Annotated in this window: 23 protein-coding genes; 20 read left to right on the top strand and 3 right to left on the bottom strand. The window is 69.0% G+C overall.

Going from position 1 to position 24,636, the window contains the following annotated elements:
• Positions 1-92 precede the first annotated feature (92 nt).
• Genes smc through paeA form a run of 3 tightly spaced genes read left to right on the top strand, consistent with a single transcriptional unit; the run spans position 93 to position 5,978 of the window.
• Positions 93-3,608, top strand: a complete 3,516-nt coding sequence (smc, locus tag AC1D29_RS20565) for a chromosome segregation protein SMC (RefSeq protein WP_477900864.1) — start codon at positions 93-95, stop codon at positions 3,606-3,608.
• Positions 3,609-3,610: 2 nt separating this feature from the next.
• Complete coding sequence (locus tag AC1D29_RS20570) at positions 3,611-4,657, top strand: cell division protein ZipA C-terminal FtsZ-binding domain-containing protein (protein WP_477901106.1); 1,047 nt, start codon at positions 3,611-3,613, stop codon at positions 4,655-4,657.
• A 19-nt stretch (positions 4,658-4,676) separates the two neighbouring features.
• Positions 4,677-5,978, top strand: coding sequence for a polyamine export protein PaeA (gene paeA / locus AC1D29_RS20575; RefSeq protein ID WP_477900866.1), 1,302 nt, complete (start codon positions 4,677-4,679; stop codon positions 5,976-5,978).
• A gap of 144 nt (positions 5,979-6,122) precedes the next feature.
• Here paeA and AC1D29_RS20580 read toward each other — a convergent pair whose 3' ends face one another.
• Positions 6,123-7,985: a carbohydrate-binding module family 20 domain-containing protein gene (locus AC1D29_RS20580; protein ID WP_477900868.1), complete on the bottom strand. Its 1,863-nt coding sequence runs from the start codon at positions 7,983-7,985 to the stop codon at positions 6,123-6,125.
• A 197-nt stretch (positions 7,986-8,182) separates the two neighbouring features.
• Positions 8,183-8,710, bottom strand: coding sequence for a hemerythrin domain-containing protein (locus AC1D29_RS20585; protein WP_477900870.1), 528 nt, complete (start codon positions 8,708-8,710; stop codon positions 8,183-8,185).
• Positions 8,711-8,744: 34 nt separating this feature from the next.
• Here AC1D29_RS20585 and ligA point away from each other — a divergent pair, with 34 nt between their 5' ends.
• The 3 genes from ligA (at position 8,745) to AC1D29_RS20600 (ending at position 12,716) form a co-directional block, all read left to right on the top strand.
• Positions 8,745-10,784, top strand: coding sequence for an NAD-dependent DNA ligase LigA (ligA, locus tag AC1D29_RS20590; RefSeq protein ID WP_477900872.1), 2,040 nt, complete (start codon positions 8,745-8,747; stop codon positions 10,782-10,784).
• A gap of 89 nt (positions 10,785-10,873) precedes the next feature.
• Complete coding sequence (locus AC1D29_RS20595; protein WP_477900874.1) at positions 10,874-12,010, top strand: epoxide hydrolase family protein; 1,137 nt, start codon at positions 10,874-10,876, stop codon at positions 12,008-12,010.
• Positions 12,011-12,026: 16 nt separating this feature from the next.
• Positions 12,027-12,716, top strand: coding sequence for a helix-turn-helix domain-containing protein (locus AC1D29_RS20600; RefSeq protein ID WP_477900876.1), 690 nt, complete (start codon positions 12,027-12,029; stop codon positions 12,714-12,716).
• A 7-nt stretch (positions 12,717-12,723) separates the two neighbouring features.
• Here AC1D29_RS20600 and AC1D29_RS20605 read toward each other — a convergent pair whose 3' ends face one another.
• Positions 12,724-13,656, bottom strand: a complete 933-nt coding sequence (locus AC1D29_RS20605; protein ID WP_477900878.1) for a LysR family transcriptional regulator — start codon at positions 13,654-13,656, stop codon at positions 12,724-12,726.
• A 100-nt stretch (positions 13,657-13,756) separates the two neighbouring features.
• On the opposite strand from AC1D29_RS20605, the gene AC1D29_RS20610 reads away from it, so the two are divergent.
• The 14 genes from AC1D29_RS20610 (at position 13,757) to AC1D29_RS20675 (ending at position 24,504) form a co-directional block, all read left to right on the top strand.
• Entirely contained in the window at positions 13,757-14,608 is an 852-nt protein-coding gene (locus AC1D29_RS20610) for a pirin family protein (protein WP_477900880.1), read from the top strand.
• A complete protein-coding gene (locus tag AC1D29_RS20615; protein WP_477900882.1) occupies positions 14,605-15,696 on the top strand; it encodes an HlyD family secretion protein in 1,092 nt (363 codons plus the stop codon). The genes AC1D29_RS20610 and AC1D29_RS20615 overlap by 4 nt, the downstream gene beginning before the upstream one ends.
• A 7-nt stretch (positions 15,697-15,703) precedes the next feature.
• Positions 15,704-17,287: a DHA2 family efflux MFS transporter permease subunit gene (locus tag AC1D29_RS20620; protein ID WP_477900884.1), complete on the top strand. Its 1,584-nt coding sequence runs from the start codon at positions 15,704-15,706 to the stop codon at positions 17,285-17,287.
• A 17-nt stretch (positions 17,288-17,304) separates the two neighbouring features.
• Positions 17,305-18,726 (top strand): efflux transporter outer membrane subunit, encoded by a 1,422-nt coding sequence (locus tag AC1D29_RS20625; RefSeq protein ID WP_477900886.1) that lies wholly within the window; start codon positions 17,305-17,307, stop codon positions 18,724-18,726.
• A gap of 402 nt (positions 18,727-19,128) precedes the next feature.
• Positions 19,129-19,881: a hypothetical protein gene (locus tag AC1D29_RS20630; RefSeq protein WP_477900888.1), complete on the top strand. Its 753-nt coding sequence runs from the start codon at positions 19,129-19,131 to the stop codon at positions 19,879-19,881.
• 96 nt (positions 19,882-19,977) lie between these two features.
• Positions 19,978-20,334 carry an FAD-binding monooxygenase gene (locus tag AC1D29_RS20635; protein WP_477900890.1) on the top strand — a complete coding sequence of 119 codons (357 nt, stop codon included), beginning with the start codon at positions 19,978-19,980 and terminating at the stop codon, positions 20,332-20,334.
• A gap of 137 nt (positions 20,335-20,471) precedes the next feature.
• Positions 20,472-20,804, top strand: a complete 333-nt coding sequence (locus tag AC1D29_RS20640; protein ID WP_477900892.1) for a R body protein — start codon at positions 20,472-20,474, stop codon at positions 20,802-20,804.
• 25 nt (positions 20,805-20,829) lie between these two features.
• The gene (locus tag AC1D29_RS20645; protein WP_477900894.1) at positions 20,830-21,354 is read left to right on the top strand and encodes a hypothetical protein; all 525 of its coding nucleotides are present in this window, start codon (positions 20,830-20,832) and stop codon (positions 21,352-21,354) included.
• 61 nt (positions 21,355-21,415) lie between these two features.
• Positions 21,416-21,763, top strand: a complete 348-nt coding sequence (locus AC1D29_RS20650; protein ID WP_477900896.1) for a hypothetical protein — start codon at positions 21,416-21,418, stop codon at positions 21,761-21,763.
• Between the two features lie 16 nt (positions 21,764-21,779).
• On the top strand, positions 21,780-22,151 hold the full coding sequence (locus tag AC1D29_RS20655) for a hypothetical protein (RefSeq protein WP_477900898.1): 372 nt from the start codon (positions 21,780-21,782) through the stop codon (positions 22,149-22,151).
• Positions 22,148-22,354 (top strand): Ras family protein, encoded by a 207-nt coding sequence (locus tag AC1D29_RS20660; protein ID WP_477900900.1) that lies wholly within the window; start codon positions 22,148-22,150, stop codon positions 22,352-22,354. Before AC1D29_RS20655 ends, AC1D29_RS20660 begins: the two co-directional genes overlap by 4 nt.
• Before the next feature lies 1 nt (position 22,355).
• Positions 22,356-22,589, top strand: coding sequence for a hypothetical protein (locus tag AC1D29_RS20665; RefSeq protein ID WP_477900902.1), 234 nt, complete (start codon positions 22,356-22,358; stop codon positions 22,587-22,589).
• Between the two features lies 1 nt (position 22,590).
• Positions 22,591-23,259, top strand: coding sequence for a hypothetical protein (locus tag AC1D29_RS20670; RefSeq protein ID WP_477900903.1), 669 nt, complete (start codon positions 22,591-22,593; stop codon positions 23,257-23,259).
• Between the two features lie 72 nt (positions 23,260-23,331).
• Positions 23,332-24,504 (top strand): hypothetical protein, encoded by a 1,173-nt coding sequence (locus AC1D29_RS20675; protein ID WP_477900904.1) that lies wholly within the window; start codon positions 23,332-23,334, stop codon positions 24,502-24,504.
• Positions 24,505-24,636: the final 132 nt, after the last annotated feature.

The raw sequence follows: 24,636 nt of genomic DNA on the forward strand, positions 1-24,636 counted from the left end.
TGTGAGGGGGCGAATGCTATCATCCGACCCCACTGAAGCGCCCCTCAAAGGCGCTTTTCTTTAGCCAAATCAAGGGCTTACGTCCAAGCTACATGCGGCTGAACTCGATCAAGCTCGCCGGCTTCAAATCCTTCGCTGAACCCACGACCTTCCAGCTGCCGGGGCAGCTGGTCGGCGTCGTGGGGCCGAACGGCTGCGGCAAGTCCAACATCATGGACGCCGTGCGCTGGGTGCTGGGCGAGAGCAAGGCCAGCGAGCTGCGTGGCGAGTCCATGCAGGACGTCATCTTCAACGGCAGTGGCAACCGCAAGCCGGCGGGGCGCTCCAGCGTGGAGCTGGTGTTCGACAACCAATCGGCGCGCGCCGGCGGCCCGTGGAACCAGTTCACCGAGATTGCGGTGAAGCGCGTGCTGACGCGCGACGGCACCAGCAGCTACTTCATCAACAACCAGCCGGTGCGCCGCCGCGATGTGCAGGACGTGTTCCTGGGCACGGGCCTGGGGCCGCGGGCCTACGCCATCATCGGCCAGGGCACGATCTCGCGCATCATCGAGAGCAAGCCCGAAGAGCTGCGCCTGTTCCTCGAAGAAGCAGCCGGCGTGTCCAAGTACAAGGAACGCCGCCGCGAGACCGAGAACCGCCTCAAGGACACGCGCGAGAACCTGACGCGCGTCGATGACATCCTGCGCGAGCTCAACGCCAACCTCGACAAGCTCGAGAAGCAGGCCGAGGTGGCGGCGAGCTACCGCAGCCTGCAGGACAGCGGCACGCTGAAGCTGCACCAGTTGTGGTTCCTGAAACTGCGCGACGCCGGCAGCGAGGCGGCACGCGTGAAGACGGCGCATGCCGAGGCGGTCAACGCGCTGGAATCGCGCACCGCCGAGCTGCGCGCCGTGGAGGCGACGCTGGAAGAAGTTCGCCAGCAACACTACGCGGCCGGCGACGAACTGCACGCATCTCAAGGCCGCTACGCCGAAGCCCAGCTCGAAGTGAGCCGGCTGGAGGAGCGCATCCGCTTCGTCGTCGAAAGCCGCACGCGCGCCCAGTCCCGCCTGGCCGAGCTGCATGCGCAGGACGGCCAGTGGCGTGAGCGCGTCGAGCAGGCCAAGGCGGAGCTGGAAGGCATCGCCGAGCAGATCGCCGGCGCCGACGAGCAGAGCGAGATCCTGGCCGCTCAGGCCGAGGAACAGCAGGCCCAGCTGCCTCAGGCCGAAGACGCCTTGCGCGCCGCGCAGGTGCGCGCGAACGAGCAGCGCACCCAGGTCACGCAGGTGCAGCAGCAGATCCAGGTGCTGGCCGCCGAGAGCCGCAGCGTGGACGAGCAGGCCCGTGCCTTGCGCCAACGCGAGGACCGGCTGACGGCCGAGTCGCGCGCGCTGGGTGCGCCGGATCACGAGGCACTTGAAGCGCTGCGCGAACGCAGCATCGCGGCCGACGAGGCGCGCGACCTGTCCGATGCGCGCCTGCAGGAGCTGGCCGAGCAGGTGCCGCAGCTCGAAGAGCAACGCCGCACGCTGCAGCGGGACGCGAACGCGCAGCTCGCGAAGCAGTCCGAGCTGACGGCCCGCCTGGAGGCCTTGAAGGCGCTGCAGGAAAAGGTGCAGACCGAGGGCAAGCTCAAGCCCTGGCTGGCCAAGCACGGTCTGGACGGGCTGCAAGGCCTGTGGACGCAGCTGCACATCGCGCGAGGGTGGGAGAACGCCCTCGAAGCGGCGCTGCGTGAGCGCATGGGCGCGCTCAGCGTGGGCCGGCTGGACACGGTGCGCGCGTTTGAAGCCGATTCACCGCCCGCCCGACTGGCCTTTTATTCGACGCCGGCCGCCGCGATCGCCAACACGCACGAGACGCTGCCCAAGCTGACCGAGCTGCTGCGCCTGGAAGACGCGGGCCTGTCCGCGCTGCTGAACGACTGGCTGGAGGGCGTCTACACGGCGCCCACGCTGGACGAGGCGCTGGCGGCACGGGACAAGTTGACGCACGGCGAGCTGATCCTGACGCCGGCCGGCCACGCAGTCGGCCAGTTCTCGGTGACCTTCTATGCGCCGGATTCCGAGCAGGCCGGCCTGCTGGCGCGCGCCCAGGAGATCGAGCAGCTGACGACGGCCCAGCGCGCGCAGAACCTGATCGCCGATGAAGCCCGCCTGTCGCTGAGCCGCATCGAGCACCAGTTCAACGACGCCAACGGCCGCCTGACGACGCTGCGCCGCGAGGCCAGCGAGGCGCAGACGCGCGCCCACCAGCTGCACGTCGAGCTGCTGCGCCTGTCACAACAGGCCGAAGCCAGCCAGCAGCGCCGCAGCGCGCTGGACGCGGAGCTGGCCGAGATCGCCGCGCAGCAGGAAGGCTTGCAGGAGCGCCGCGCGGTCGGTGAAGCGCGTTTCGAGGAGCTGGACATGCAGCTCGGCGACGCGCAGCAACGCCATGCGGAGCTGGAAGACGGCACCATCGCCGCCGAGCGCAAGCTGGCCGATGCCCGCGAGCAGCTGCGCGCGCTGGAGCGCCGGGCCCAGGAAGCGCGCTTTGCCACGCAGACGCTGGCCGCGCGCCGCGGCGAGCTGCAGCGCGGCATCGAGACGGCCGAGGCGCAGATCGCCACCGTCGCGACCTCCGCCGCCAGCCTGCAGACCGAGCTGGACACGCTGAACGACGCCGCCGCGCAGGCCGGTCTGCAGGACGCGCTGGCGCTCAAGGTCGAACGCGAGCAGGCGCTCGCGGCCGTGCGGGCGAACTACGACGACCTCAGCTTGCGTCTGCGCAAGGCCGACGAGCAGCGCATGACCTTCGAGCGCAGCCTGGACCCGCTGCGCGAGGCCATCACCAAGCTGCAGCTGGAAGAGCAGGCCGCGCAGCTGGGCGGCGCGCAGTACCGCGAGCAGCTCGAAGCCGCCGCGGTCGACCTGGATGCGCTGGCCAAGACCATCGAAGACGGCGGCGTGAAGCTCTACGGCCTGCAGGGCGAGATCGACCGCATCAACCGCGAGATCGCCGCGCTGGGTGCCGTCAACCTCGCCGCACTGGACGAACTGACCGTGGCGCGCGAGCGCAAGACCTTCCTCGACTCGCAGTGCGCCGACCTGAACTCGGCCATCGGCACGCTGGAAGACGCGATCCACAAGATCGACCTGGAGACGCGCGACCTGCTGGGCGCGACCTTCAACCAGGTCAACGACCACTTCGGCCGCATGTTCCCCGAGCTGTTCGGCGGCGGGCAGGCCAGGCTGGTCATGACGGGCGACGAGATCCTGGACGCCGGCGTGCAGGTCATGGCGCAACCACCGGGCAAGAAGAACAGCACCATCCACCTGCTGTCCGGCGGCGAGAAGGCGCTGACGGCGATCGCGCTGGTGTTCGCGATCTTCCAGCTGAACCCGGCGCCGTTCTGCCTGCTGGACGAGGTCGACGCGCCGCTGGACGACGCCAACACCGAGCGCTACGCCAAGCTCGTCACGCAGATGAGCCGCAGCACGCAGTTCCTCTTCATCTCGCACAACAAGATTGCGATGGAAATGGCTGAACAACTGATTGGGGTGACGATGCAGGAGCAGGGTGTTTCGCGCATCGTGGCGGTGGACATGGACAAGGCGCTGGCCATGGCGGAGCTGGCATGAACATGAGCCTCACGACGCTGCTCGCCATCCTCGGCGGCCTGGTGCTGATCGCCGTCATCGCCCATGGCGCCTGGACGGCGCGCAAGGCCGGTCCCAAGCGCGCCGTGCCGGCAATGGAGGAGCCGCACTTCGACGGCCCGCCGGCCGTCACGGCCGAAGGCGGTGAAGCGGCAGCCGACGCGCTGGAAGTGACCATGCCTGCCGTGGCGCGTCCACCGCGCCGGCCGTCGTCGCGCGTCGACGCGCTGATCGACGCCATCGCGGCGGTCACCGTCGAGACGCCGGTGTCCGGTGAGCTGGCGTTGCAGCACCAGCCCGGCAGCCGCCGTGCCGGCACCAAGCCCTTCCAGGTCGAAGGCCTGAACGCCGAGACCGGCGACTGGGAGCTGCCGGCGCCGGGTGAGCGCTACAGCGAGTTCCAGGTCGGCGTGAAGATGGCCAACCGCAGCGGCGCGCTCAACGAGATCGAGTACTCGGAGTTCGTGCAGAAGATCCAGGGTTTTGCCGATGGCATCGGCGGCTTCGTGCAGTTCCCCGACATGCTGGACGTCGTCGCCCGCGCCCGCGAGCTGGACCAGTTCGCCGCCAGCCACGACGCGCAGCTCGCGCTGCTGCTGCGCGCCAAGGCCGCGGCCTGGACGCCGGGCTTCGTGCAGCAGGCCGCTGGCCGCCACGGCTTCGTCGCCGGCGCGCTGCCGGGCCGCCTGGTCATGCCATCGGCGGAAGAAGGCGCGCCGCCGGTGCTGACGCTGCAGTACGACGCGCAGGCCGCGCTGGCCGAGGACCCCGAGGCGCTGTCGCTGCGCGAGCTGACGCTGGCGCTGGACGTGCCGCAGACCTCGTCCGAGCAGGAACCGTTCGCGGCCTGGCAGGAGGCGGCCCGCGCGCTGGCGCGTGACCTGGAAGCCGAGGTCTGCGACGACCGCGGCCAGGTGCTGGGCCTGCACGCGTTTGCGGCCATCGACGTGGAGTTGAAGAAACTCTACGAAGCTTTGGCGGAGCGCGACCTGGCCGCAGGCTCGCCTGCGGCGCGAAGGCTGTTCAGCTGATGACGCAGCCCCCACGACCATGGCGACATCGCTGCTGCTGATCAGCCTGCTGATCCTCGGCAGCGCCTTCTTCTCGATGGCCGAGCTGTCGCTGGCCGCGTCGCGCCGACTCAACCTGCAGCAGCGCGCCGATTCCGGCGACGCCCGCGCGGCCAAGGTGCTGGCCGTGCAGCAGCACCCGGGCGACTACTTCACCGTCGTGCAGATCGGCGTCAACACGGTCGCCATCCTGGCCGGTATCGTCGGTGAGGGCGCGTTCACGCCTCATTTCGAGGCGGCGCTGCGGCTCGTGATGGCGCCCGAGCCGGCGGCGACCTTGGCCTTTGCCGCGTCCTTCATCAGCATCACGTCGCTGTTCATCGTGTTGGCCGACCTGGTGCCCAAGCGCCTGTCGATGAACGAGCCCGAGCGCGTCGCGATGGCGCTGGTCGGGCCCATGCTGATGCTGTGCCGCGTGCTCAAGCCGCTGGCCTGGGCGTTCAGCGGCATCACCGAGGGCCTGATCCGCGTGCTGGGGCTGCCGGCCAAGCGCGACGACACCATCAGCTACCGCGACATCCTGGCGCTGACCGAGGCCGGCTACCAGGCCGGCGTCGTTGCGGACGAAGAGCAGCAGGTCATCGCCAACGTGTTCGAGCTGGACACACGCACCGTCGAGACCGTGATGACGGAGCGCGAGCGCATCGTGTTCTTCTCGCGCGACGACGACGATGCGCTGATCCGCAACCGCATCGCCGACACGCCACATTCCACTTACCTCGTCTGCGACGGCGACGTCGACCAGGTCGTCGGCTACGTGGACGCCACGGACCTGTTCCAGCGCGTGCTGCGCGACGAGCGGCTGTCGCTGCGTGAGAACGGCGGCGTGCTGGTGAAGAAGGTGCTGATCGTGCCCGACCGGCTGACGCTGTCGGAGATGCTGACCCAGTTCCGCGAGGCGCACGAGGACTTCGCCGTCGTCGTCAACGAGTACAGCCGCGTCGTGGGCGTCATCACGCTGAACGACGTGATGAACACCGTGATGGGCAGCCTGGTCGCACCGCACGACGAGGAACAGATCGTGCGGCGCGAGGACGGCTCCTTCCTCGCCGACGGCATCACGCCCATCCCGGACGTGGAGCGCTCGCTGGGCATCGAGGGCTGGCCGCATGCCGGCACCTACGACACGCTGGCCGGCTTCCTGATGGTCATGCTGCGCCGCATCCCGCGGCGCACCGATGTCGTCGAGTGGGAAGGCTGGCGCTTCGAGGTGGTCGACGTCGACAGCTACCGGGTCGACCAGGTGATGATCACTGCCGTGGCGTCGGCCGCACGCACCTGATCAACCCGGCGTATTGCGGGCCGAGCGCCGGGCCGCTCCCAAGCCGGCCCGCCATGGCGATGTGCTTGCCGGTCAATCCGGCAAGCATCGCCGTCCCCTCGGGGGACCGTCCAAGGTGCCCCTTGGACGAGGGGCCGCATTTCTTCAAAACTTGAAGTTGCCGTCGCTGCGCGACTGCGAACCGCTGGCGCAGCTCGTGAACTCGCGGTTGCCGCTGCCGGTGGCCTGGTTGCTTTCCCAGACCGCCGACGACCCGTTCCACTTCACGTACTTGTACTGAATGGCCGTGCCAGCGGGCAGGCTGACGGTCCCCGTCCACGGCACGTTGGCGCCCGAGCCTTGGATGGTCAGCGCAAAGCCTGAGCCGGGTGCCCAGGCACCCAGGCCGCTGACGTTGCCGACCACGCGCAGGTTCTGACCCACGACGGTGTTGGCGTTCGCGATCGTGAAGCTCACCGAGCAGCTGCTGCCGCCGCCACCGTTGGTCTTCTGGCCCGTGTAGATGGCCACGGCCGGCGTGCTGCCGCCGCTGTTGGCCGGCACCGTGAAGCTGGCGTTGCCGCTGGCGTCCACGGTGACCGAATCGGCCGTGCAGCCCGTGCCGGCGGCGTTCTTGGTGCCGTTGATGACGTTGCAGTAAGTGCCTGCGGCCAGGCCGGTGGCGAACGTGCGCGTCCAGGCGCTGCCGCTGTTGTTCAGCGCGACGAAGCCGACGTTGCCGCGGCTGAAGGCGACCTGGTTGCCGTTGTTGCCGACGATCCAATTCTGCTGCGCCTGGCCGATGCTCGCGTTGCGAAAGGCCACCATGTTGGCCAGCGGCGTCCAGCGGTGGGCGAAGTCCCACACCACGTTGATCTGCGGGCTGCCGCCGCTGTAGGGGCTGGTGCTTGGGCGGTCGGCGCCGGTGTCCGTGAACTTGAAGCCCGAGTAGAGCTGCGCCTCGCCGTAGCCTTGCGCCAGCATGAAGACATGCGCCAGCGTGTAGCGCTGGCCGGCCGCATCGGCGCCGCCGTTGTTGTTGATGTTCAGCGAGCCGCCGTTGCGTTCGGTGTCCCAGTTGGCGATGAATACGGTCGCGTTCTGCGGCTGGATGAAGCCCCAGCTGCCGCCCCAGTTGCCCCAGGTGCCCATCACGCCGGGGATGCTGGCGAGGTTCAGGCCGTTGTTGTTGCGGAAGACGTCGCGCATCGCCGACGTGAACTGAAACTCGTTGAGCGTGCCGACCGGGAAGTAGCTGGGCCGGTCCACCTCGCCGTCGTTGATGATCTCCTGCGTGACCCAGATGGGCTCGCCCTGCAGCGTCGTCGGGTAGGCCGCCTTGACCGCGTTCATGATGGTCGTCCAGCTGCCGGCCGGCATGTGCTTGGCCGCATCGATGCGAAAACCATCCACGCCCATGGCCAGCAGTGCCTTCAGGTAGTTGGTGATCTGGCCCTGCACATAGCTGCTCTCGGTGGCCAGGTCGGGCAGGCCGCCCAGGCGGCAGTTCTGCACGTTGCTGCGGCCGGCCGGCGAGTTGTAGTCGCTGTCGTTGATGTTGCAGTTCGCGTGGAAGTCGCTGGCGCTGAAGTACGGGTAGGCCAGCGTGCCGGCGTTCCAGCTCGACCCATCCGTGGCCGTGCCGCTGCCGTCGGCCATCTGGTTGACGACGATGTCGGCGTAGACGCGCACACCGGCCGCGTGGCAGGTGTTGATCATGGTCTGCAGCTGCGCGGGCGTGCCCATGCGGCTGGTCAGGTTCACGTAGTTGACGGGCTGGTAGACACCCCACCAGCCATTGGCGTTCTTGGACGCGCCGGGCGGCGAGATCTGCACGCCGCCGAAGCCCTTGGGGCCCAGCCACTGCGTGCATTCGGTGGCGATGTCGGGCCAGGCCCACTCGAACATCTGCACGGACGTCGAGTTCGGGTTCAGCGCCAGGGCAGGTGGCGCGAAGGAGGCCAGGGCGGCGCTGGCGGCCAGCGTCAGGGCGTGGGCGAGCCGGCGGCTCGGTGGCAGCATTTGCATGGATTTGTCTCCGGGTTTGAGGACCGCCACCCTCGTCGCGGGGCGGCTGCATGCGGCCAATCGACGACTTGCCCTGGCCTACCTTCCTGGTTCTGGAAAGTGCGCGAACTCTAGGCAGTGGCAACGCGGCGTTGTGTAGGAAAACTACCAATGCCAGCGATTTATCCCTAGAACGGCGACATCAAGGCGCGGCCAATCTAAGCGCCGTGACGGCGCTGTGCCATCTCTTCTCCCATGAGAAGCAGCGCTTCGCTGTCGGTTTCGGCGCGGGCGGCCGCGAACGCCTGCTCATCCTCGATGGCCAGGTGGCCGCCGTACAGCGTCGTGTAGCACAGCAACAAATCTGCATCCATCAGCGCAGGTTCCCCGAGCGCCCAGTGCTGCAAGGGCTCCCGCAGCCGGCCCCACATCTGCGTCATCTGGCCATGCTCTGCGTGCAGGCGATCGGCCAGCGCTGCCTGGCCCGCGATGCGCAGCCGTGGCAGCACATGGCGTTCCTCGTCCTCGTGGTGAGCGGGGCCGGCGCGGTCGAAATAGCGCAGCACGTCGGCCGCCGCGTCCCGGGCCTGGCCGTCCACGCCGTGCTGCACCACATGGGCGTGCAGGCGCTGCAGCAGGTCCAGGCTGCGGCGCACGCGCTCGTGGCAGGCCGCCAGCATCTCGAAGGGTTGGTCGAAGCCGGCACTGGGGCCGGCATGCAGTGAAACGTCGACGCGGGAGCTCATGAGAGCCATTGTCCGGCCGCGACAAAATGCCCCCATGACCGCCGCCCTCGCCTCAGACGTTCAGCAGCGCGCCGCCGAGTTGCGCGCCCAGCTGAACCACCACGCCCACCAGTACTACGTGCTCGACGCGCCGGAGCTGCCGGACGCCGAATACGACAAGCTCTTCGCCGAGCTGCAAGCCCTCGAAGCCGCCCACCCCGAGTTGCAGACGCCGGATTCGCCGACCCAGCGCGTCATCGGCGCCGTGCTGGCCGGCCTCACGCCGGTACGCCATGTCGTGCCCATGCTGTCGATCACGACCGAGACCGACACGACGGAGGGCGGCGCCATCGCCTTCGACGCCCGCGTGCGCCGCGAGCTGGGGCTGACCGAGGCCGACCCGCCAGTGGAGTACGCGGCCGAGCTGAAGTTCGACGGCCTGGCGATGAACCTGCGCTACGAGGCCGGCGTGCTGGTGCAGGCGGCCACGCGGGGCGACGGCGAGACCGGCGAGGACGTCACGCAGAACGTGCGCACCATCGGCCAGATCCCGCTGCGCCTGCGCGGTGACGCCCCGGCCGTGCTGGAGGTGCGCGGCGAGGTCTACATGCGCCGCGACGACTTCGAGAAGCTCAACGAGCGCCAGCGCGAGCGCGGCGAGAAGACCTTCGTGAACCCGCGCAACACGGCCGCTGGCGCCATCCGCCAGCTGGACCCGGCGCTGGTGCGCCAGCGGCCGATGTCCTTCTACGCCTACGGCCTGGGCGAGGTGCAGGGCTGGGAGCAGCCGGCCACGCATGCCGCCATGCTGGACGCGTTGGCGGCATTCGGCCTGCCGGTCAACGGCGACCGCGTGGTGGTTTCAGGCGTGGGTGGGCTGATCAAGTTCCACCAGGACATGGCGGCCAAGCGCGACGCGCTGCCGTTCGACATCGACGGCATCGTCTACAAGGTCAACTCGCGCGAGCTGCAGGCCAAGCTCGGCTTCAAGACCCGCGAGCCGCGCTGGGCCGTGGCGCACAAGTACCCGGCGCAGGAGCAGGTGACGAAGCTGCTGGCCATTGACATCCAGGTGGGCCGCACCGGCAAACTGACGCCGGTGGCGCGGCTGGAGCCGGTGTTCGTCGGCGGCACGACGGTCAGCAACGCGACGCTGCACAACCTGTTCGAGATGCGCCGCAAGGGCGTGCGCCTGGGCGACCAGGTCATCATCCGCCGCGCCGGCGACGTGATCCCGGAAGTGGTGGGCCGCGTGCCCGGCAAGCGCGCCGGCTACGTGCCCAACTTCCACATGCCGCGCGCCTGCCCCATCTGCAAGAGCGAGGCGGCGCGTGAGAAGGGCGGCATGGACTACCGCTGCACCGGCGGCGTGTTCTGCCCCGCGCAGCGCAAGCAGGCCATGCTGCACTTCGCCGGCCGCCGTGCGATGGACATCGAGGGCCTGGGCGACAAGCTCGTCGAGCAGTTGGTCGATGCTGGCATCGTGCTGAGCCTGCCGGGCCTCTACAAGCTCGGCGTGGCCAAGCTGGCCGCGCTGGACCGCATGGCCGAGAAGAGCGCGCAGAACATCGTCGACGCGCTGGAGAAGAGCAAGACGCCGACGCTGGCGCGCTTTCTGTTTTCGCTGGGCATCCGCCAGGTGGGCGAGACGACGGCCAAGGAGCTGGCACGCCACTTCGGCACGCTGGACAAGCTCATGCACGCCAGCGTCGAGCAGTTGCTGGAGGTGCCCGACGTGGGCCCCATCGTCGCGGCCAGCATCCACACCTTCTTTGCGCAGCCACACAACGTCGAGGTCGTCGAGCAACTGCTGACGGCCGGCGTGAGCCCGAAGGAAAGCGCCGGCGAGGCCGACGACCGGCCGCGCCCGCTGCTGGGCAAGACGCTGGTGCTGACCGGCACGCTGCCGACGCTGTCGCGCGACGAGGCGCAGGCCTTGATCGAGGACGCGGGCGGCAAGGTCAGTGGTTCGGTGTCCAAGAAGACGAACTACGTCGTCGCGGGCGAGGAAGCCGGCAGCAAGCTGGAGAAGGCTCGCACGCTGGGTGTCACGGTGCTGGACGAGGAAGGGTTGCGGGCCTTGCTGGCGGGGTAGGGCAGCGGCAGTTGTGGCGGGTTTTTACAAGACCCAAAACCCGCCGCTGCCGAAACTGGCTCCATCGACCACCCCACCAGGAGCCTGCCATGAACCCCGCCATCCGCCCCTTCCGCATCGACATCCCGCAAGCCGCCATCGACGACCTCCAGCAGCGCCTGCGCCAGACCCGTTGGCCGCAGACGGTGGCCCAGGACTGGAGCCGCGGCCAACCGGTGGCTTTCGTCCGCGAGCTGGCCGAGCAGTGGCTGAACGACTACGACTGGCGTGAGCAGGAAGCCGCGCTGAACCGCCACCCGCAGTTCACGACCGAGATCGACGGCCAGGCCGTCCACTTCCTGCACGTGCGCTCCCCGGAGCCGCATGCGCTGCCGCTGCTGCTCACCCACGGCTGGCCCAGCACGGTGGCCGAGTTCCTCGACGTCATCGGGCCGCTGAGCGATCCGCGTTCTCATGGCCTCGACCCGGCGGTGGCCTTCCACCTCGTGATCCCGTCCCTGCCGGGGTTTGCGTTCTCGTCGCCGCTGGCCGGCCCGGGCTGGGATGCCGCGCGCACCGCCGCCGCCTGGGACACGCTGATGAAGCGCCTCGGTTATGAGCGTTACGGCGCACAGGGCGGCGATGCCGGTGCGCTGGTCACCCGCGAGCTGGGCATCCTGAACCCCCAAGGCCTGGTGGGCGTGCACCTGCAGCAGATCTTCGCCTTCCCGAGCGGCGCGCCCGGCGAGATGGAGAAGCTGTCGCCTTTCGAGATGGAGGGCATGGGCAATCTGTCGCGCTTCCAGAAGTACAACGGCTACGCCGAGATCCAGTCCAAGCGGCCCGCAACGCTGGGCTTCGGCCTCGTCGATTCGCCGGTCGCGCAGCTGGCGTGGAACGCCGAGCTCTTCTTCGGCTTCGAAGGTGAGGCCGCCCAGACCATGGACCGCGAGCGCTTCCTGACGCATGTGTCGCTGTACTGGTTCACGGCCACCGGCGGCCAGGCGGCCGAGTTCTATTACGAGAACGCGCAGACCGGCGCCGGCTACCGCGAACTGCCCAGCGCGGCGCCCACGGCGGTCGCATCCTTCCCGAACGACTTCCGTTCCGTGCGCGCCTTTGCCGAGCGCTCGCACAGCAACATCCAGCAGTGGACCGAGATGCCCGAAGGCGGCCATTTCGCCGCGGCCGATGCGCCTGAACTGCTGGTGGGCGACATCCGCAGCTTCTTTGCCCGCCTGGGTTGACGATTAGCATGGGCGGATGCCCGCCGACATCCGCCGCGAGACGCGCGAGGCCGATTCACCATCGGCCGCGCGTTTCATCGCTCGCGTCGAACAGGTCGAGTACGCCGCTGCGGCGGTGGAGGTCGCTCGACCGGACGGCACCTGGGATCTGGTGTTCCGCCAAACCGGCGAGGGCCTGATGGTCTTGCAGACGGGCCAGACAGATCGCGCTGTCCAGCTGCCCGGCGCGGCCGGTGACCGCTACTTCAACATCGCCTTCCGGCCCGAGGTCTACATGCCGCGGCGCCCCGGCGCCCACATGGCGAACCAGGGCCATGTGCATGCGCTGGCCGGTCCGCGCGACTGCCTCATCGACGGCGAGCGGCTGGCCCTGCCGACTTTCGACAACGCCGAGCAGTTCGTCATGGCGCTGGCACGCCGCGGCCTCATCGAGGTGGACCGCCTGGTGCACCGCGCCACGCAGGGCGGCTGGCAGCGCGTGGATGACCGCAGCCTGCAGCGCCACAGCGCGCATGTGACCGGGCTGAGCCCGAAGAAGCTGCAGCAGATCCTGCGTGCCGACGCCGCTGCCGCACTGCTGCAGCGGGGGCTGCGGCCGGCGGATGTGGCCGCCGAGCTGGGCTACACCGACCAGGCGCACCTGACGAATTCGCTGCGCCGCATCCTGGGCGTGACGCCCGCCCAGGTGAAGGCTGCCGGCGCCTGACTGCGCTTCAGCCCTTGCGGGCGAGCACGGCATCCGGCCCGAGCACGCCCTTCACGTGCGCCCATTCCGGCGCCGTCTCGAACAGGTGGTCGATGAAGGCCCGCGTCTTGGCCGGCATCAGCCTGCGGCTGGCCGTCAACAGGTGCACGGGCAGCGGTTCGTAGCTCCATTCGGGCAGCACCGGCACCAGCGTGCCGGCGGCGATGTCGGACGCCACCATGCCGAACGGGAAGCTGCCGATGCCGCCGCCGGCGCGCGTCAGTGACAGCACCAGGCCGATGGAATTGGCCTCCAGCGGCCCGCGCAGATGCACCTCGGCCGTCTGCTTGCCATTCAGCAGCGTCTTGTACATGCCCTTGGCCTGCGTCATGACGACGAAGTCATGCTCGGCCAGGTCGGCCGGCGTCTGCGGGGCAGGGCGGGCCTGCAGGTAGACCGGGCTGGCGTACAGGCCGCGCTCCAGCAACATGTACTCGCGGGCGATCAGGTCGGGCTCGTCCACCGGGCCCATGCGCACGGCCACGTCGTAGGGCTCGTTGAAGAGGTCCACGCGGCGTGGTGTCGTGTCCACCTCCAGCTCCACCTTGGGGTAGCGCCGCACGAAGCGCGCGAAGCTCTCGGCCAGCACCAGCATCGCGAACTCCGCCGGCACGGACACGCGCAGCCGGCCCTGTGGCGTGGCTTCGCGCGAGGCCAGCCAGTGACGGGTCTCGGCGATGTCGTCGTCATGCCGTGCGGCGCGCTCGGCGAGCTGCTCGCCCAACTCGGTCAGCGTCAGGCGGCTGGCGCCGGGCACGAACAGCCGCGCCCCCACCGAGGTCTCCAGTGCCGTGAGGCGCCGGCTCAGCGTGGCCTTGGGCAGGTCCAGCTGCCGTGCCGCCTCGGACAGCGATCCGGCCTTGTGGACCTGGGCCAGCAGCAGGAGGTCGTCGATCTTCATGGCGCAATCGTCTCGTTTTATTTCGTTTCGTTTCCGGAACAGTGCGTTTGAGTTTTGCAGCTATTCGCCGGAAATGGAACTCTCTACAGTCCGGCCCATCATGTCAACCACCCGTCTTCTCCAGCCCCACAGGCACCGCATCGGTGCCGGCTTCCAGGCCGAGGGCTGGCGTGAACCGCTGGTGCTGCTCGACCCTTTCATCATGGTCGACCACTTCCGCATGAGCGAGCCGACGTTTGCGCCGCACCCGCATGCCGGTTTCTCGGCGGTGACCTATCTCTTCGACGACTCGGCCACCGGCATGGTCAGCCGTGACTCGCTGGGCGGCGAGTACGCCATTGCCCCCGGCGGCCTGCACTGGACGCTGGCCGGCCGCGGCGTCATGCACGATGAGTTCCCGGCAGAGTCTGGCCGCGAGGCCCACGGCCTGCAGATCTTCGTCAACCTGCCGGCCGACCAGAAGCTGCGCGCGCCCACCGTCCTGCGCCTGGGTGCCGAGCAGATGCCGCGCCGCGCTGGCGAGGGCTGGCGGGCCGTGCAGGTGTTCGGCCCCGACACGGGGCTGGATCTGCCCTGGTCCACATCGCTGGTGCTGGTCGACGTCGACGCCGGCGCCGCCTTCGATTTCACGCTGCCCGACGGCGAGCAAGGCTTTGCCATCGCCATCCAGGGCAGCGGCCACGCGGGCGACCTGCCGCTGGCCACCGGTCGCGCGCTCAGCCTGCCCGTCGCCGGCAGCGCCCGCGTCGTGGCCGGCGAGGCACTGCGCCTGGCTTGCTTCTGCGGCCGGCCGCTTCATGAACCCGTCGTGCGTCACGGCCCCTTCGTCATGAGCGACGAAGGCCAGGTCGTGGCGGCGCTGCAGCGATTCCAGTCAGGCGGCATGGGCCGCCTGAGCCCCCGATCTGTCTCCAGACAAACCCAAGCAACACAAAAAGGAAATCTGTCATGAACGCACCGCAAGAAAACACCGTCGCGCCCAAGCCCGCCAAGAGTGGCCCGCCCGTGCCGCTGCTGATCGTCGGCGCGCTGCTGCTGATCGGCGGCATCGGCCTGGGTGGCCGCATGTGGTGGCGCAGCCAGCATCTGGTCGAGACCGAGAACGCCTTCGTGGCCGGTCGACTGCACCCGGTCGCCACGCGCGTGGCCGGTGTCGTCACGGAGATGCGCATGCAGGACAACGCGCTCGTGAAGGCCGGCGATGTGCTGCTGCGCCTGGACCCGGCCGACGCGGCCGTGCAGATCGAGCGCCTGAAGGCACAGATCGCGCAGGCCGACGCGGCCATCGCGACGACCGCCGCACAGATCGCCCAGGCCAAGGCGCAGGCCGCCGTCACCAACTCGCAGGTCACCCAGGCCGAGAGCGTGCTGGCCCGCACCGAGCTGGAGGCCAAGCGCAGCCAGGCGCTGTTCGGTGCCGAGCTGCGTGCGACCAGCAAGCAGGAGCTGGATGCCGCGCTGGCCGCGCGTGACGTGGCCCGTGCCGACCTCGCCGCCCGCAAGGCCAGCGCGTCCGCCGCCAAGGAGGCCGTCGTGGCCGCCGAGAGCGCCCGCCAGTCCGCCAACGCGCAGAAGGGCGCCACGCAGGCGCAGCTGAAGGACGCGCAGAACCAGCTCGGCTATGTGGAACTGCGCGCGTCCAGCGACGGCCGCATCGGCAAGCGCACCGTCGAGGTGGGCCAGCGTGTGCAGGCCGGCCAGCAGCTCGCGGCCATCGTCGAGCCCGAGACTTGGATCGTCGCCAACTTCAAGGAGACCCAGCTTGCCAGGATGAAGCCGGGCCAGAAGGTGCACGTCAAGGTTGACGCCTTCCCGGGCCAGGCGCTGGAAGGCCATGTCGACAGCTTCGCCCCCGCCTCGGGCGCCAGCTTCGCGCTGCTGCCGCCGGACAACGCGACCGGCAACTTCACGAAGATCGTGCAGCGCGTGCCGGTCAAGGTGGTCTTCGAGCCCGAGAGCCTGAAGGCGCTGGGCGAGCAGGCCACGCGCATCGTGCCGGGCCTGTCGGTGCAGGTGGAAGTCGAGATCGCCGCCGAGTAACGCTGCCATGGGCAACGAAAACTACCTCCCCCCGCCGCCGGATCAGAAGGTCAGCGGCCGCACCTGGCTGGCCGTGCTGGCCAGCCTGCTGGGCGCCTTCATGGCGGTGCTGGACATCGCCATCACCAACTCGTCGCTGCGCGACATCCTCGGCGCGCTGTCGGCCACGCAGGAAGAGGGCTCGTGGATCTCCAGCGCCTACCTGGTTGCCGAGATCGTCGTCATCCCGCTCGCCGGCTTCCTGGCGATGGTGTTCTCCACGCGCCGCTACCTGGTCATCAACGTCGCGCTGTTCCTGATCTTCAGCACGCTGTGCGGCATGGCCTGGAGCCTGGAGAGCATGATCGCCTTCCGCGCGGCCCAGGGCTTTACGGGCGGCGTCATGATCCCGATGGCGATGACGCTGGTCACGCGCAAGCTGCCGCTGAACAAGCGGCCCATCGGCCTGGCGCTGTTCGGCATGACGGCCACGCTGGCGCCCACGCTGGGCCCGACGGTCGGCGGCTACCTGACCGAGCTGTACGGCTGGCCCAGCATCTTCTACATCAACTGGGTGCCCGGCATCCTGCTGATGCTGGGCGTCACCATCGGCCTGGACAAGGAGCCGATGAACCTGCGGCTGCTGCGCGAAGTGGACTGGTGGGGCGTCGTGTTCATGGCCGTGGGCCTGGGGTCTCTCACCGCGATGCTGGAAGAGGGCAATGCCAAGGACTGGTTCCAGAGCCCCTTCATCATCACGGCCGCCGTGCTGGCGGTGGGCGGCATCTACGGCTGGGCCTGGCGTGGCCTGACGCGCAAGAACACCTTCATCGACCTGCACATTCTCGGCCGCCCCAGCTTCCTGATCGCCGGCGTCATCGCCTTCGCGACCGGCATGGGCCTCTACGGTTCGGCCTTCATCCTGCCGCTGTACCTCGGCCAGATCGCCAGCTACACGCCCATGCAGATCGGCCTCGTGATCATGTGGATGGGCCTGCCGCAGCTCTTCATCATGCCGTTCGCGGCCAAGCTGTCCACCAAGCTGGACAACCGCGTGATGATGAGCGTGGGCCTCGGGCTGTTTGCGCTGTCCTGCTTCATGAACACCCACATGAGCGCCGACACCGCCGGTCCCGAGCTGTTCGCCGCCCAGATCGTGCGCGCGCTGGGCCAGCCGCTGATCATGATCACGCTGACCAACTTCGCGGTGAACGGCATCCCGCCGAACCTGCTGCCCAGCGCCTCGGGCATGTTCAACATGATGCGCAACCTGGGCGGCTCGGTCGGCATCGCCACGCTGGCGACGCTGCTGACCAACCGCGAGCACCTGCACAGCGCCCGCGTCGGTGAGTCCGTCAGCCTCTACGACGCCGCCACGCAGGCCCGCCTGGACGCGCTGGCGCAGAACTTTGCGTCCAAGGGCGCGGACCTCGCCACCGCGCAAGACATGGCCATCAAGGCGCTGGACAACGTCGTGCGCCGTGACAGTTTCGTCATGGCCTACAACGACGCCTTCCTGATCCTGGGCCTGGCCCTCGTCACCTGCGTGGCCATCGTCTGGATGAGCAAGAAGGTGCTCGGTGGCGCAGGCGCCGCCGAAGCCGCCCACTGAATTCGAAAGAGATCACCATGATCCAACTCAAGACTGTTTTCACCCTCGTTGCCGTGGCCGCCCTGGCCGCCTGCACGACGCTGGGCCCCAACTACCAAGCTCCGGCAGCCAACGCGCCCGCGGCCTATCGCGCCGCTGCCCCCGCGGCTGGCACCGAACTGCAACGCGACTGGTGGCTGGTGTTCGGCGACGCGCAGCTCAACGCGCTGGAGGCGCAGGCCTTGCAAGCCAGCCCGACGCTCGCCGCGGCTGCCGCGCGCATCGAACGCGCCCGCGCCGTCTTCGGCGCCACCAAGGCCGACCAGCTGCCACGCGTGGACGTCGGCGCCAACGCCGGCGGCCTGCGCACGTCGGCCAAAGCCACGACCACGCCGGTGCTGAACGGCCACCCGGTCACGTTCGAAGGCGAGACCTTTGGCCTGCAAGCCAGCATCGGCTGGGAGCTGGACCTGTGGGGCCGCGTGAAGCGCCAGGAAGAGGCCGCTCACGCGCAACTGGATGCGTCCACGCTGGACGCCGCCGCCGCCCGCGTCGCGTTGACCGCCGATGTCGCCGCCGCCTACTGGCAATGGCGCGCGCTGGCCGACGAGGCCGCGGCGCTGCAACGCCTGCGTGATAGCCGCGCCAACGCCTTCAAGGTGGCGCAGACGCGCTTCGACGCCGGCTCATCGACGACGCAGGACCTGGAGCGCGTGCGCGCCGAACTGGCTTCTGCCGATGCCGACGTCGCCGACCTGCCGCGCCGCCAGGCTTTGCTGGTGAACCAGATCGCCGCACTGACCGGCCAGGCCGCCGCCGAGCTGAAGCTGCAGGCCACCACGTCGCTGCCCGCGCCGCCGCAGATCCGTGCCGGCCTGCCGTCCGAGCTGCTGCAACGCAGGCCCGACCTGGCCCAGAGCCTCGCGCAGCTGCACGCCGCCACGGCCCAGGTCGGCATCGCCGAGGCGGCCTTCTACCCGTCCATCAAGCTGACCGGCAGCTTCGGCTACTCCAGTGAAGACCTGGGCTCGCTGATTTCCGCGCCGGCACGCCTCTACAACGTGGGCCCCAGCATCTCGCTGCCGATCTTCGAAGGCGGCCGCAACAAGGCCAATTTGGCCGGCGCCAAGGCGTCGGTCGACGAGTCGCTCGCAGCCTTCCGCGGCCGCATGCTTCAGGCGCTGCGCGAGGTGGACGACGCGCTCGCCGAGCTGCAGGGCCGCGCCACGGTGGTGGACGCCCAGAACCGCACGTTGGCTTCGGCCGGCCAGGCGCTGACGGTGGCGAAAAGCCGCTACGACAAGGGCGCCGTCAGCTACCTCGACGTGACCGAAGCCGAGCGCACGCCGCTGGCGACGGAGCGCGCGCTGGCGCAGTTGCGCGGCGCGCAGTGGGCGGCGACAGCGCAGCTCGTGAAGGCTCTGGGCGGCGGGTGGAGCCCCGTGGCCAACGGCGGCTGAGGCCGCTGAGCCAGATCGAGGCCTTGCACGAGGCCCGATGGTCGGGGCTGCCTGCGTCACCCTGCGCTGCAGCAGCCACCGCGGCACTCCTTTTCCGGCAGCGCCACCTTCCCCGCACTGACCCAAACCGCCGCTTCGGCGCCAAGCCGCGCTTGTGCTGCAGCGGCGCCTGACGGCCTGATTGAGCGCAGCTTCGTCCCCTGCATTGAGGACTCAAACAGGGGATGACGGCTGGCGCATGGCGGCTCCCAGCCCGGAAAACCGTTTTCTTCTGCTGCACGCATGTCGTTTGCGCCAGGGTTTGCCGTTGGCGGAACCAAGGCGGCCGTCGCGTGAGTGGTACCGGGCCAGCCTCGGTGCGCGCGCTGAAGTCGGCCGCCGGCGGAGAGGGCTTGTGCAGTGGTGGGTCTGGACGACGAAGTCAGCGAAGCGCAGGCGCGTGCGGCCTGTGAACGCATCCTGAGCAGCGTCGTCTTCGCCAAGGCACGGCTGATGGGGCGGCTGCTGCGCTATCTGGTGGAGCAGGCGCTTGGCGGCAATGTGCGCGGGACGACGGAGTACGCCATCGGCCTGGAGGTGTTGGGGCGCAAGCCCTCGGACTACAGCCCGGGCGAAGACCCCTCGGTGCGCGTGCAGGTCGGCCGGCTACGGCGCCGGCTGGAGACCTACGACGCCGAATGCGCGCAGCCCGGCGACGCGGTCATCCGCATCCCTCTGGGCAGCTACATGCCCGTCATCGAACGACGCCGGCCCGCACGGTCCGCACCGTTGCCCATCGAGTCGGCGGCGTCAACGCGAAGCGACGCGCTGGCGATCCGGCCCATCCACGTCATTGCCGGCAGCCTGGCCGGCCAGGCCTTTGCGCAGGGGCTGCAAGAGGAGCTGCTCAGCCAGATGGTGCAGGCCTTCGGCCCGGTCGTCGTCGGCGAGCCGCTCAGCGGCGCGATGGACGAGCCGCGCCCGCGCGTCATCGTCAGCACCCTGCGCATCGACCCGCACCGCCTGCGCGCGTCGGTGTGCCTGATGGAGGCGCCCCGGCAGCGGGTCACCTGGGCCCAGCAGTTCGACCGCGCGCCGGGCTTCTCCATCGACGAGCAGGAAGCCCTCGCCACGAGCATCTGCCAGGCGCTGAAGCAGCACCTGGCGTTACCGTAACAGCGCGGCCAGATACCGTAGTGATACTTCGATCAGCCAGCCGCTTTCCCTAGCATCCATCGCATGCCCGACGCATCGGGATCTGGGAGAACCTCCATGGCTGACTCACTGCCCGCCGACGTCGTTCAGGCAATCGCGATCTCCAACGCCAAGTCGATTGGGGAACAGCCCGCCGTGCTGGCCAACCTGGCGTTGGCGCAGCAGATCTTCAACCAGAACATGCAGCAGCAGATTGCGCTGAGCCAGCAGCAGGCCATGAACCAGGTTCACATGGCCACGGCGGCGCGGGCGGTCACGCTGATCGAGCACGCGGGGCAAACGGCCCAGGCCGGTCAGGGGGGCGGTTGCAGGAACCAAAGCTCCATCGACCAGATGGCGCAGGACGTCAGCCGCATCCTGGCGCAGATCCAGACGCTGCACGTCAACCCACCGCCCGCGCCGAACGGCGGCTGAAGCCGCTGCCCATCAGGCCTCTGTCGTGTCCTTCCGTGCGCCCCGAGGCGCACGGCGGGCGCAGCCTCCCCGCTCGCCGGGGGCGGCGGTAGGGCACCCGCCGAATCCACCCAACCATCCACCCAAGGAGTTTCATCATGGCCGCACTCAACGAAGAAGTCATCAGCGCCGTCGCCATCGGCAACCTCAAGGCGATCTCGGAACAGCCGGCGATGCTGTCCAACCTCGCGCACGCCAACCTGATCGCCAACACCAACCTTTCGCAGCAGAACGCGGTGGCGAACCAGCAGTCGCTGAACGAACTGAACATCTCCATCCTGGCCAAGGCCGCCAACACCATCAGCAACCTGCAGCCGCTGGAGGCGCGCTCGGCGGTGGACATCCTCAGCAACAACGAACTGGCCCAGACGATCGCGGACCTGAAGTCCACGGTGCAAGCCTTTGCATCGGCCCCGGCTGCGCAGTCCTGATCCGCCCTGAACGGGAGGATGAATCATGTCCACACTCCACCCCGAAGTGGTCAGCGCCGTCGCCATCGGCAACCTGAAGGCGATCTCCGAGCAACCGGCCATGCTCTCCAACCTCGCGTTTGCCAACGTCGTGGCCAGCACCAACCTGGGCCAGCAGAACGCGGTGAGCAATCAGCGCACGGTGGGCGAGCTGGGCCTGTCGGTGCTGGCCAGCGGCACCAACGCGGTGAGCAACCTGGGCCCGCTGGAAGCCCGCTCCGCCGTCGACGTGCTGAGCAACAACGAGCTGGCGCAGACCATTGCCGACCTGAAGTCGACGCTCGCGGCGTTTGCCAACCCGCCGGCGCCGGGGCCTGGTCCCAACGGCATCCCGGGCCGCCTCCGGCAGTTGCTGGGCGAGCTGTTCCGGCGCGGCCTGCGCCTGGAGGGCGACACGCTGGTCGTGCCACCGTTTCTGACGGTGCGCATCCCGGGCAGCTTCCAGCAGGAGGACCTGTCGATCCAGTTGGATAAGAGCGGCATCACGCTGAAGGTCAACGTCAGCAATTGACGCCTGACCACCATTTCCGGGGCGCCGCAGGCGCTCCGGCCTCACATCCCAAGGAGGCGAGATGAGTGAAATCCACATCGAGATTGACGACCGCCGCAGCCCGCAGCCGTCGCCATCACCGCTGGTCACAGGCGCAGTGGAAGGCTTGCTGGCCATCGCGCAGCAGGGCGCCATGGTGTCCAACCTCGCCTTCGCCAACCAGGTCCGCAACACCGAGCTGGCCGGTCAGTCCCAGGTGGCGCGGCAGCAGGGCATGAGCCAGCTGCGGCTGGCCATCCTGGCCAAAGCGGCCGGTCAGGTGCAGGCATCTCCAGCGTTGGACGCCCGCGCCGCTGTCGAGGTGCTCAGCGGTGACGAGGCCGCCCAGACGACGGCGGACCTGCGCGCGGCGCTGGCCGCCGCACGCTGACCCCGCGGAGTTCGCCATGCCCAGCCCCGCAGACCCCAATGACGACCAGGCGCCGGACTGGGTGCGGCAGCTGAGCAACCAGCTGATGTCGCAGATCGACGCACGCATCCAGCACGCCGTCATGGCGGCAGGGCCGCCGCAGCTGTACTACGTGATCCGCAGCAAGTCCACCGGCGTGCTGTCGGTGATCGCGGTGAGCAGCCTCGGCGATGAGCACGAACCCATCGGCCCTCCGCGTTCGTTTGCCGATTGCATCGCCCACGTCAATGCACAGATGGTGGGCCGCGAGGCCGCCGGCGAGCCGCTGCTGGTGAAGCCACCGCATCCAAAGCATCCAAAGCCGCCTCATCCCAAGCCAGCGCCATCGCCACCCAAGGAGCGGAAATGAACCAGCCCTCGATCCCCATCGCCGAGTTGACCGACATCGCGCAGCAGATGGCGCAGTCCATGGTCATCGTCGCCGAGCAGATCGCACTGCTGGGCGTGGAGGGCAACGCGGACGAGCAGATGGCGACCATCAAGCGCGAGAACGACAGGGTGCTCGACCGCATCCGCCAGATCTACAACCTGCCGCCGGCGCCGGGGCGTTGACATGGCGGCCACTGGTTTGATCGTCGAGGGGCCGCTGGCCGCCGCCGCGCTCGTCAACGCGGTGGCACTGCCCAGCGCGCGCATGGGCTACGAGCTGATGAGCCAGATCCTCGGCGAGAACCAGGCGCCGCTGATCCTGGCCTCGCTGCCACTGAGCGCCGCTGCCATCGGCGAGGGCCTGGTGGCCTACGAGGCCAGCCTGGCGGCGGGCCAGTTGCTTGGGCTGGAGGCCTGACGTGAACGCGCCACCACGCCGCCCGCTGCCCCAGCGCCTCGTGCTCGTGGCCTTCCCGTCGGCTGCCGGCTCGGGCTCGCCCGCCCCGGTGCCGCTCGTCATCAGGGCCGATGCGGCCGCAGTGACCTTGCCAGCCAGCCTACCGGACTGGCTTCAGCTCGCCGCGCCGCAAGCGATCGCGCCCGGCCTGTGCCGCGTCGACTGCACTGCTGGCGACAACCCACAAACCACGCGGCAAGCGCGCCTGAGCTTCACGGTGCAGGGCCACCCCTGGGTCGTCGAGTTCACCCAGCAGCCGGGCCTGCTGGTGCAGACCGAGCAGATCCGCGTGCTGAACACGCCGCTCACCGTCGACATGCTGGTGCTGGTGACCTGGGTGGCCAGCCTCATCAACGACATCGAGGTGCCGCCGATCCAGCTGCTGGTGACGGTGCTGGCCGTGCTGGCGTTGATCGCGCTGGGCTTGATCACCGCGCTGCTGCGTCACCTCTTCATCAACGTGCCCGAGCCGCACCCGCTGTCCACCGACACGCTGGGCCAGCCGGTCGTGGTCATCCCAGGCGTCGGCCTGAGCGGCGTGCTGCCGCTCAAGGCCTTCGCCGCCGAAGACCAGACGATCGCGCTGCAGACGGTGAAGGCGATCTATTGGCTGCTGCGGCAGGTCCAGTGACCGGCCCGGCAACCTCGCCCCCGCGGCAGCCTCGGCGCGCGGTCCCTTGACCTTGACCCTCGGAGATCGACCATGGACTTGAACCCGCACATCTTTGGTCAGCGCAACCGCTACACCCAGCTGCTGCCGCTGAGCTACATGGTGCCCACCTTCTACCCTTCGCCGCCCGGTGCCTCCCAGCCGCAGGCGGGCGCCCCGGCCATCCAGCTTGCAGACGCCGACCTGCAGTCGCGCGCCCAGCGCCTGGTCAACGTGCTGTACTGGGCCGCGCAGACCTTCGCCAACGTGCCGGGCATGAACGACCCGGGCACGCTGAAGGTGTTCATTGCGCCGGAGTTCTACTTCCGGTGTGCCGGGCCCGATGAGGTGCATGCGCACGAGTTCAAGCGCAACACCAGCTTCGGCTCCTACCCCGAGCGCGCGCGCTTCCAGCTTGCCGAGGCGCTCTACGGTGCCATCCAGAGCTCGCCCCTGTTCAAGGACTGGCTGATCGTGGCGGGCACGGTGTGCTCGGTGCTGCCGCCGGTTGACGGCCGCATGAACCTGCTCAATACCGCGCTCATGCTGCGCGGGCAGCGCGCGGCGGCCGACGCCTCCATGCCCTATGTGCTGATGGAGAAGCACTACATCTCACCCATCGACGGCCCGCCGCGCGACAACCACGCCAACCTGGACCCGACCACGGTGTTCAGCTTCACCCTCAACCCCGACCAGGTGCTCGACAACCTCATCCACTGGGATGGCATGACGGTGGGGCTGGAGGTGTGCCTGGATCATTGGCGGCAGGTCCTGGTGAATGCGATGAACATCCTGCAGCAGTCCGTCGGGCCGGATGCCCAGCCGCCCGACGTCCAACTGGTCACTTCCTGCGGCATGGACGTCGTGCCCCAGGCCGTGGCCGTGCGCGATGGCGGGCTGGTGCTGCTGACCGACGGCATGTCGGACGTCGGCCGCGGGTTGGCCGAGCCGCAGTTCTTCGTCGGCCGCTACAGCGCGGCAACGATGTCGGTCCAGCTCTATGGCGCGCCCAACTTCCAGTTCCAGGAGCTGCCCGTCAACGACAACTACCAGGTCGACTACTTCCGCGGTCTCTACGCCGCGAGAGGCAGCCGCCAGGGCGTTTGGTGCGGCAACCAGCCGCTGGCCTTGCTGGCCCCGTCAAAGAAGAGCACGCAGCCCGCTGCTGCACCGCCGACCCCGGCGACCTCGCTCGTCCCCGCGGTGCAGATGGTGGGCAACTGCTGATGGCGTGGAATGCCGGTCCCGTGAGGCCGATCAGCGCTTCGGCACCGGCGTAGATGGCCACGGGCCTGTGCAGCGACTGCGTGACACGGCTGATGCTCCAGGCGCCGAGCGCCATGCCGCCCATGAACATCA

It is taken from the genome of Roseateles sp. P1_C6 (assembly GCF_056406315.1).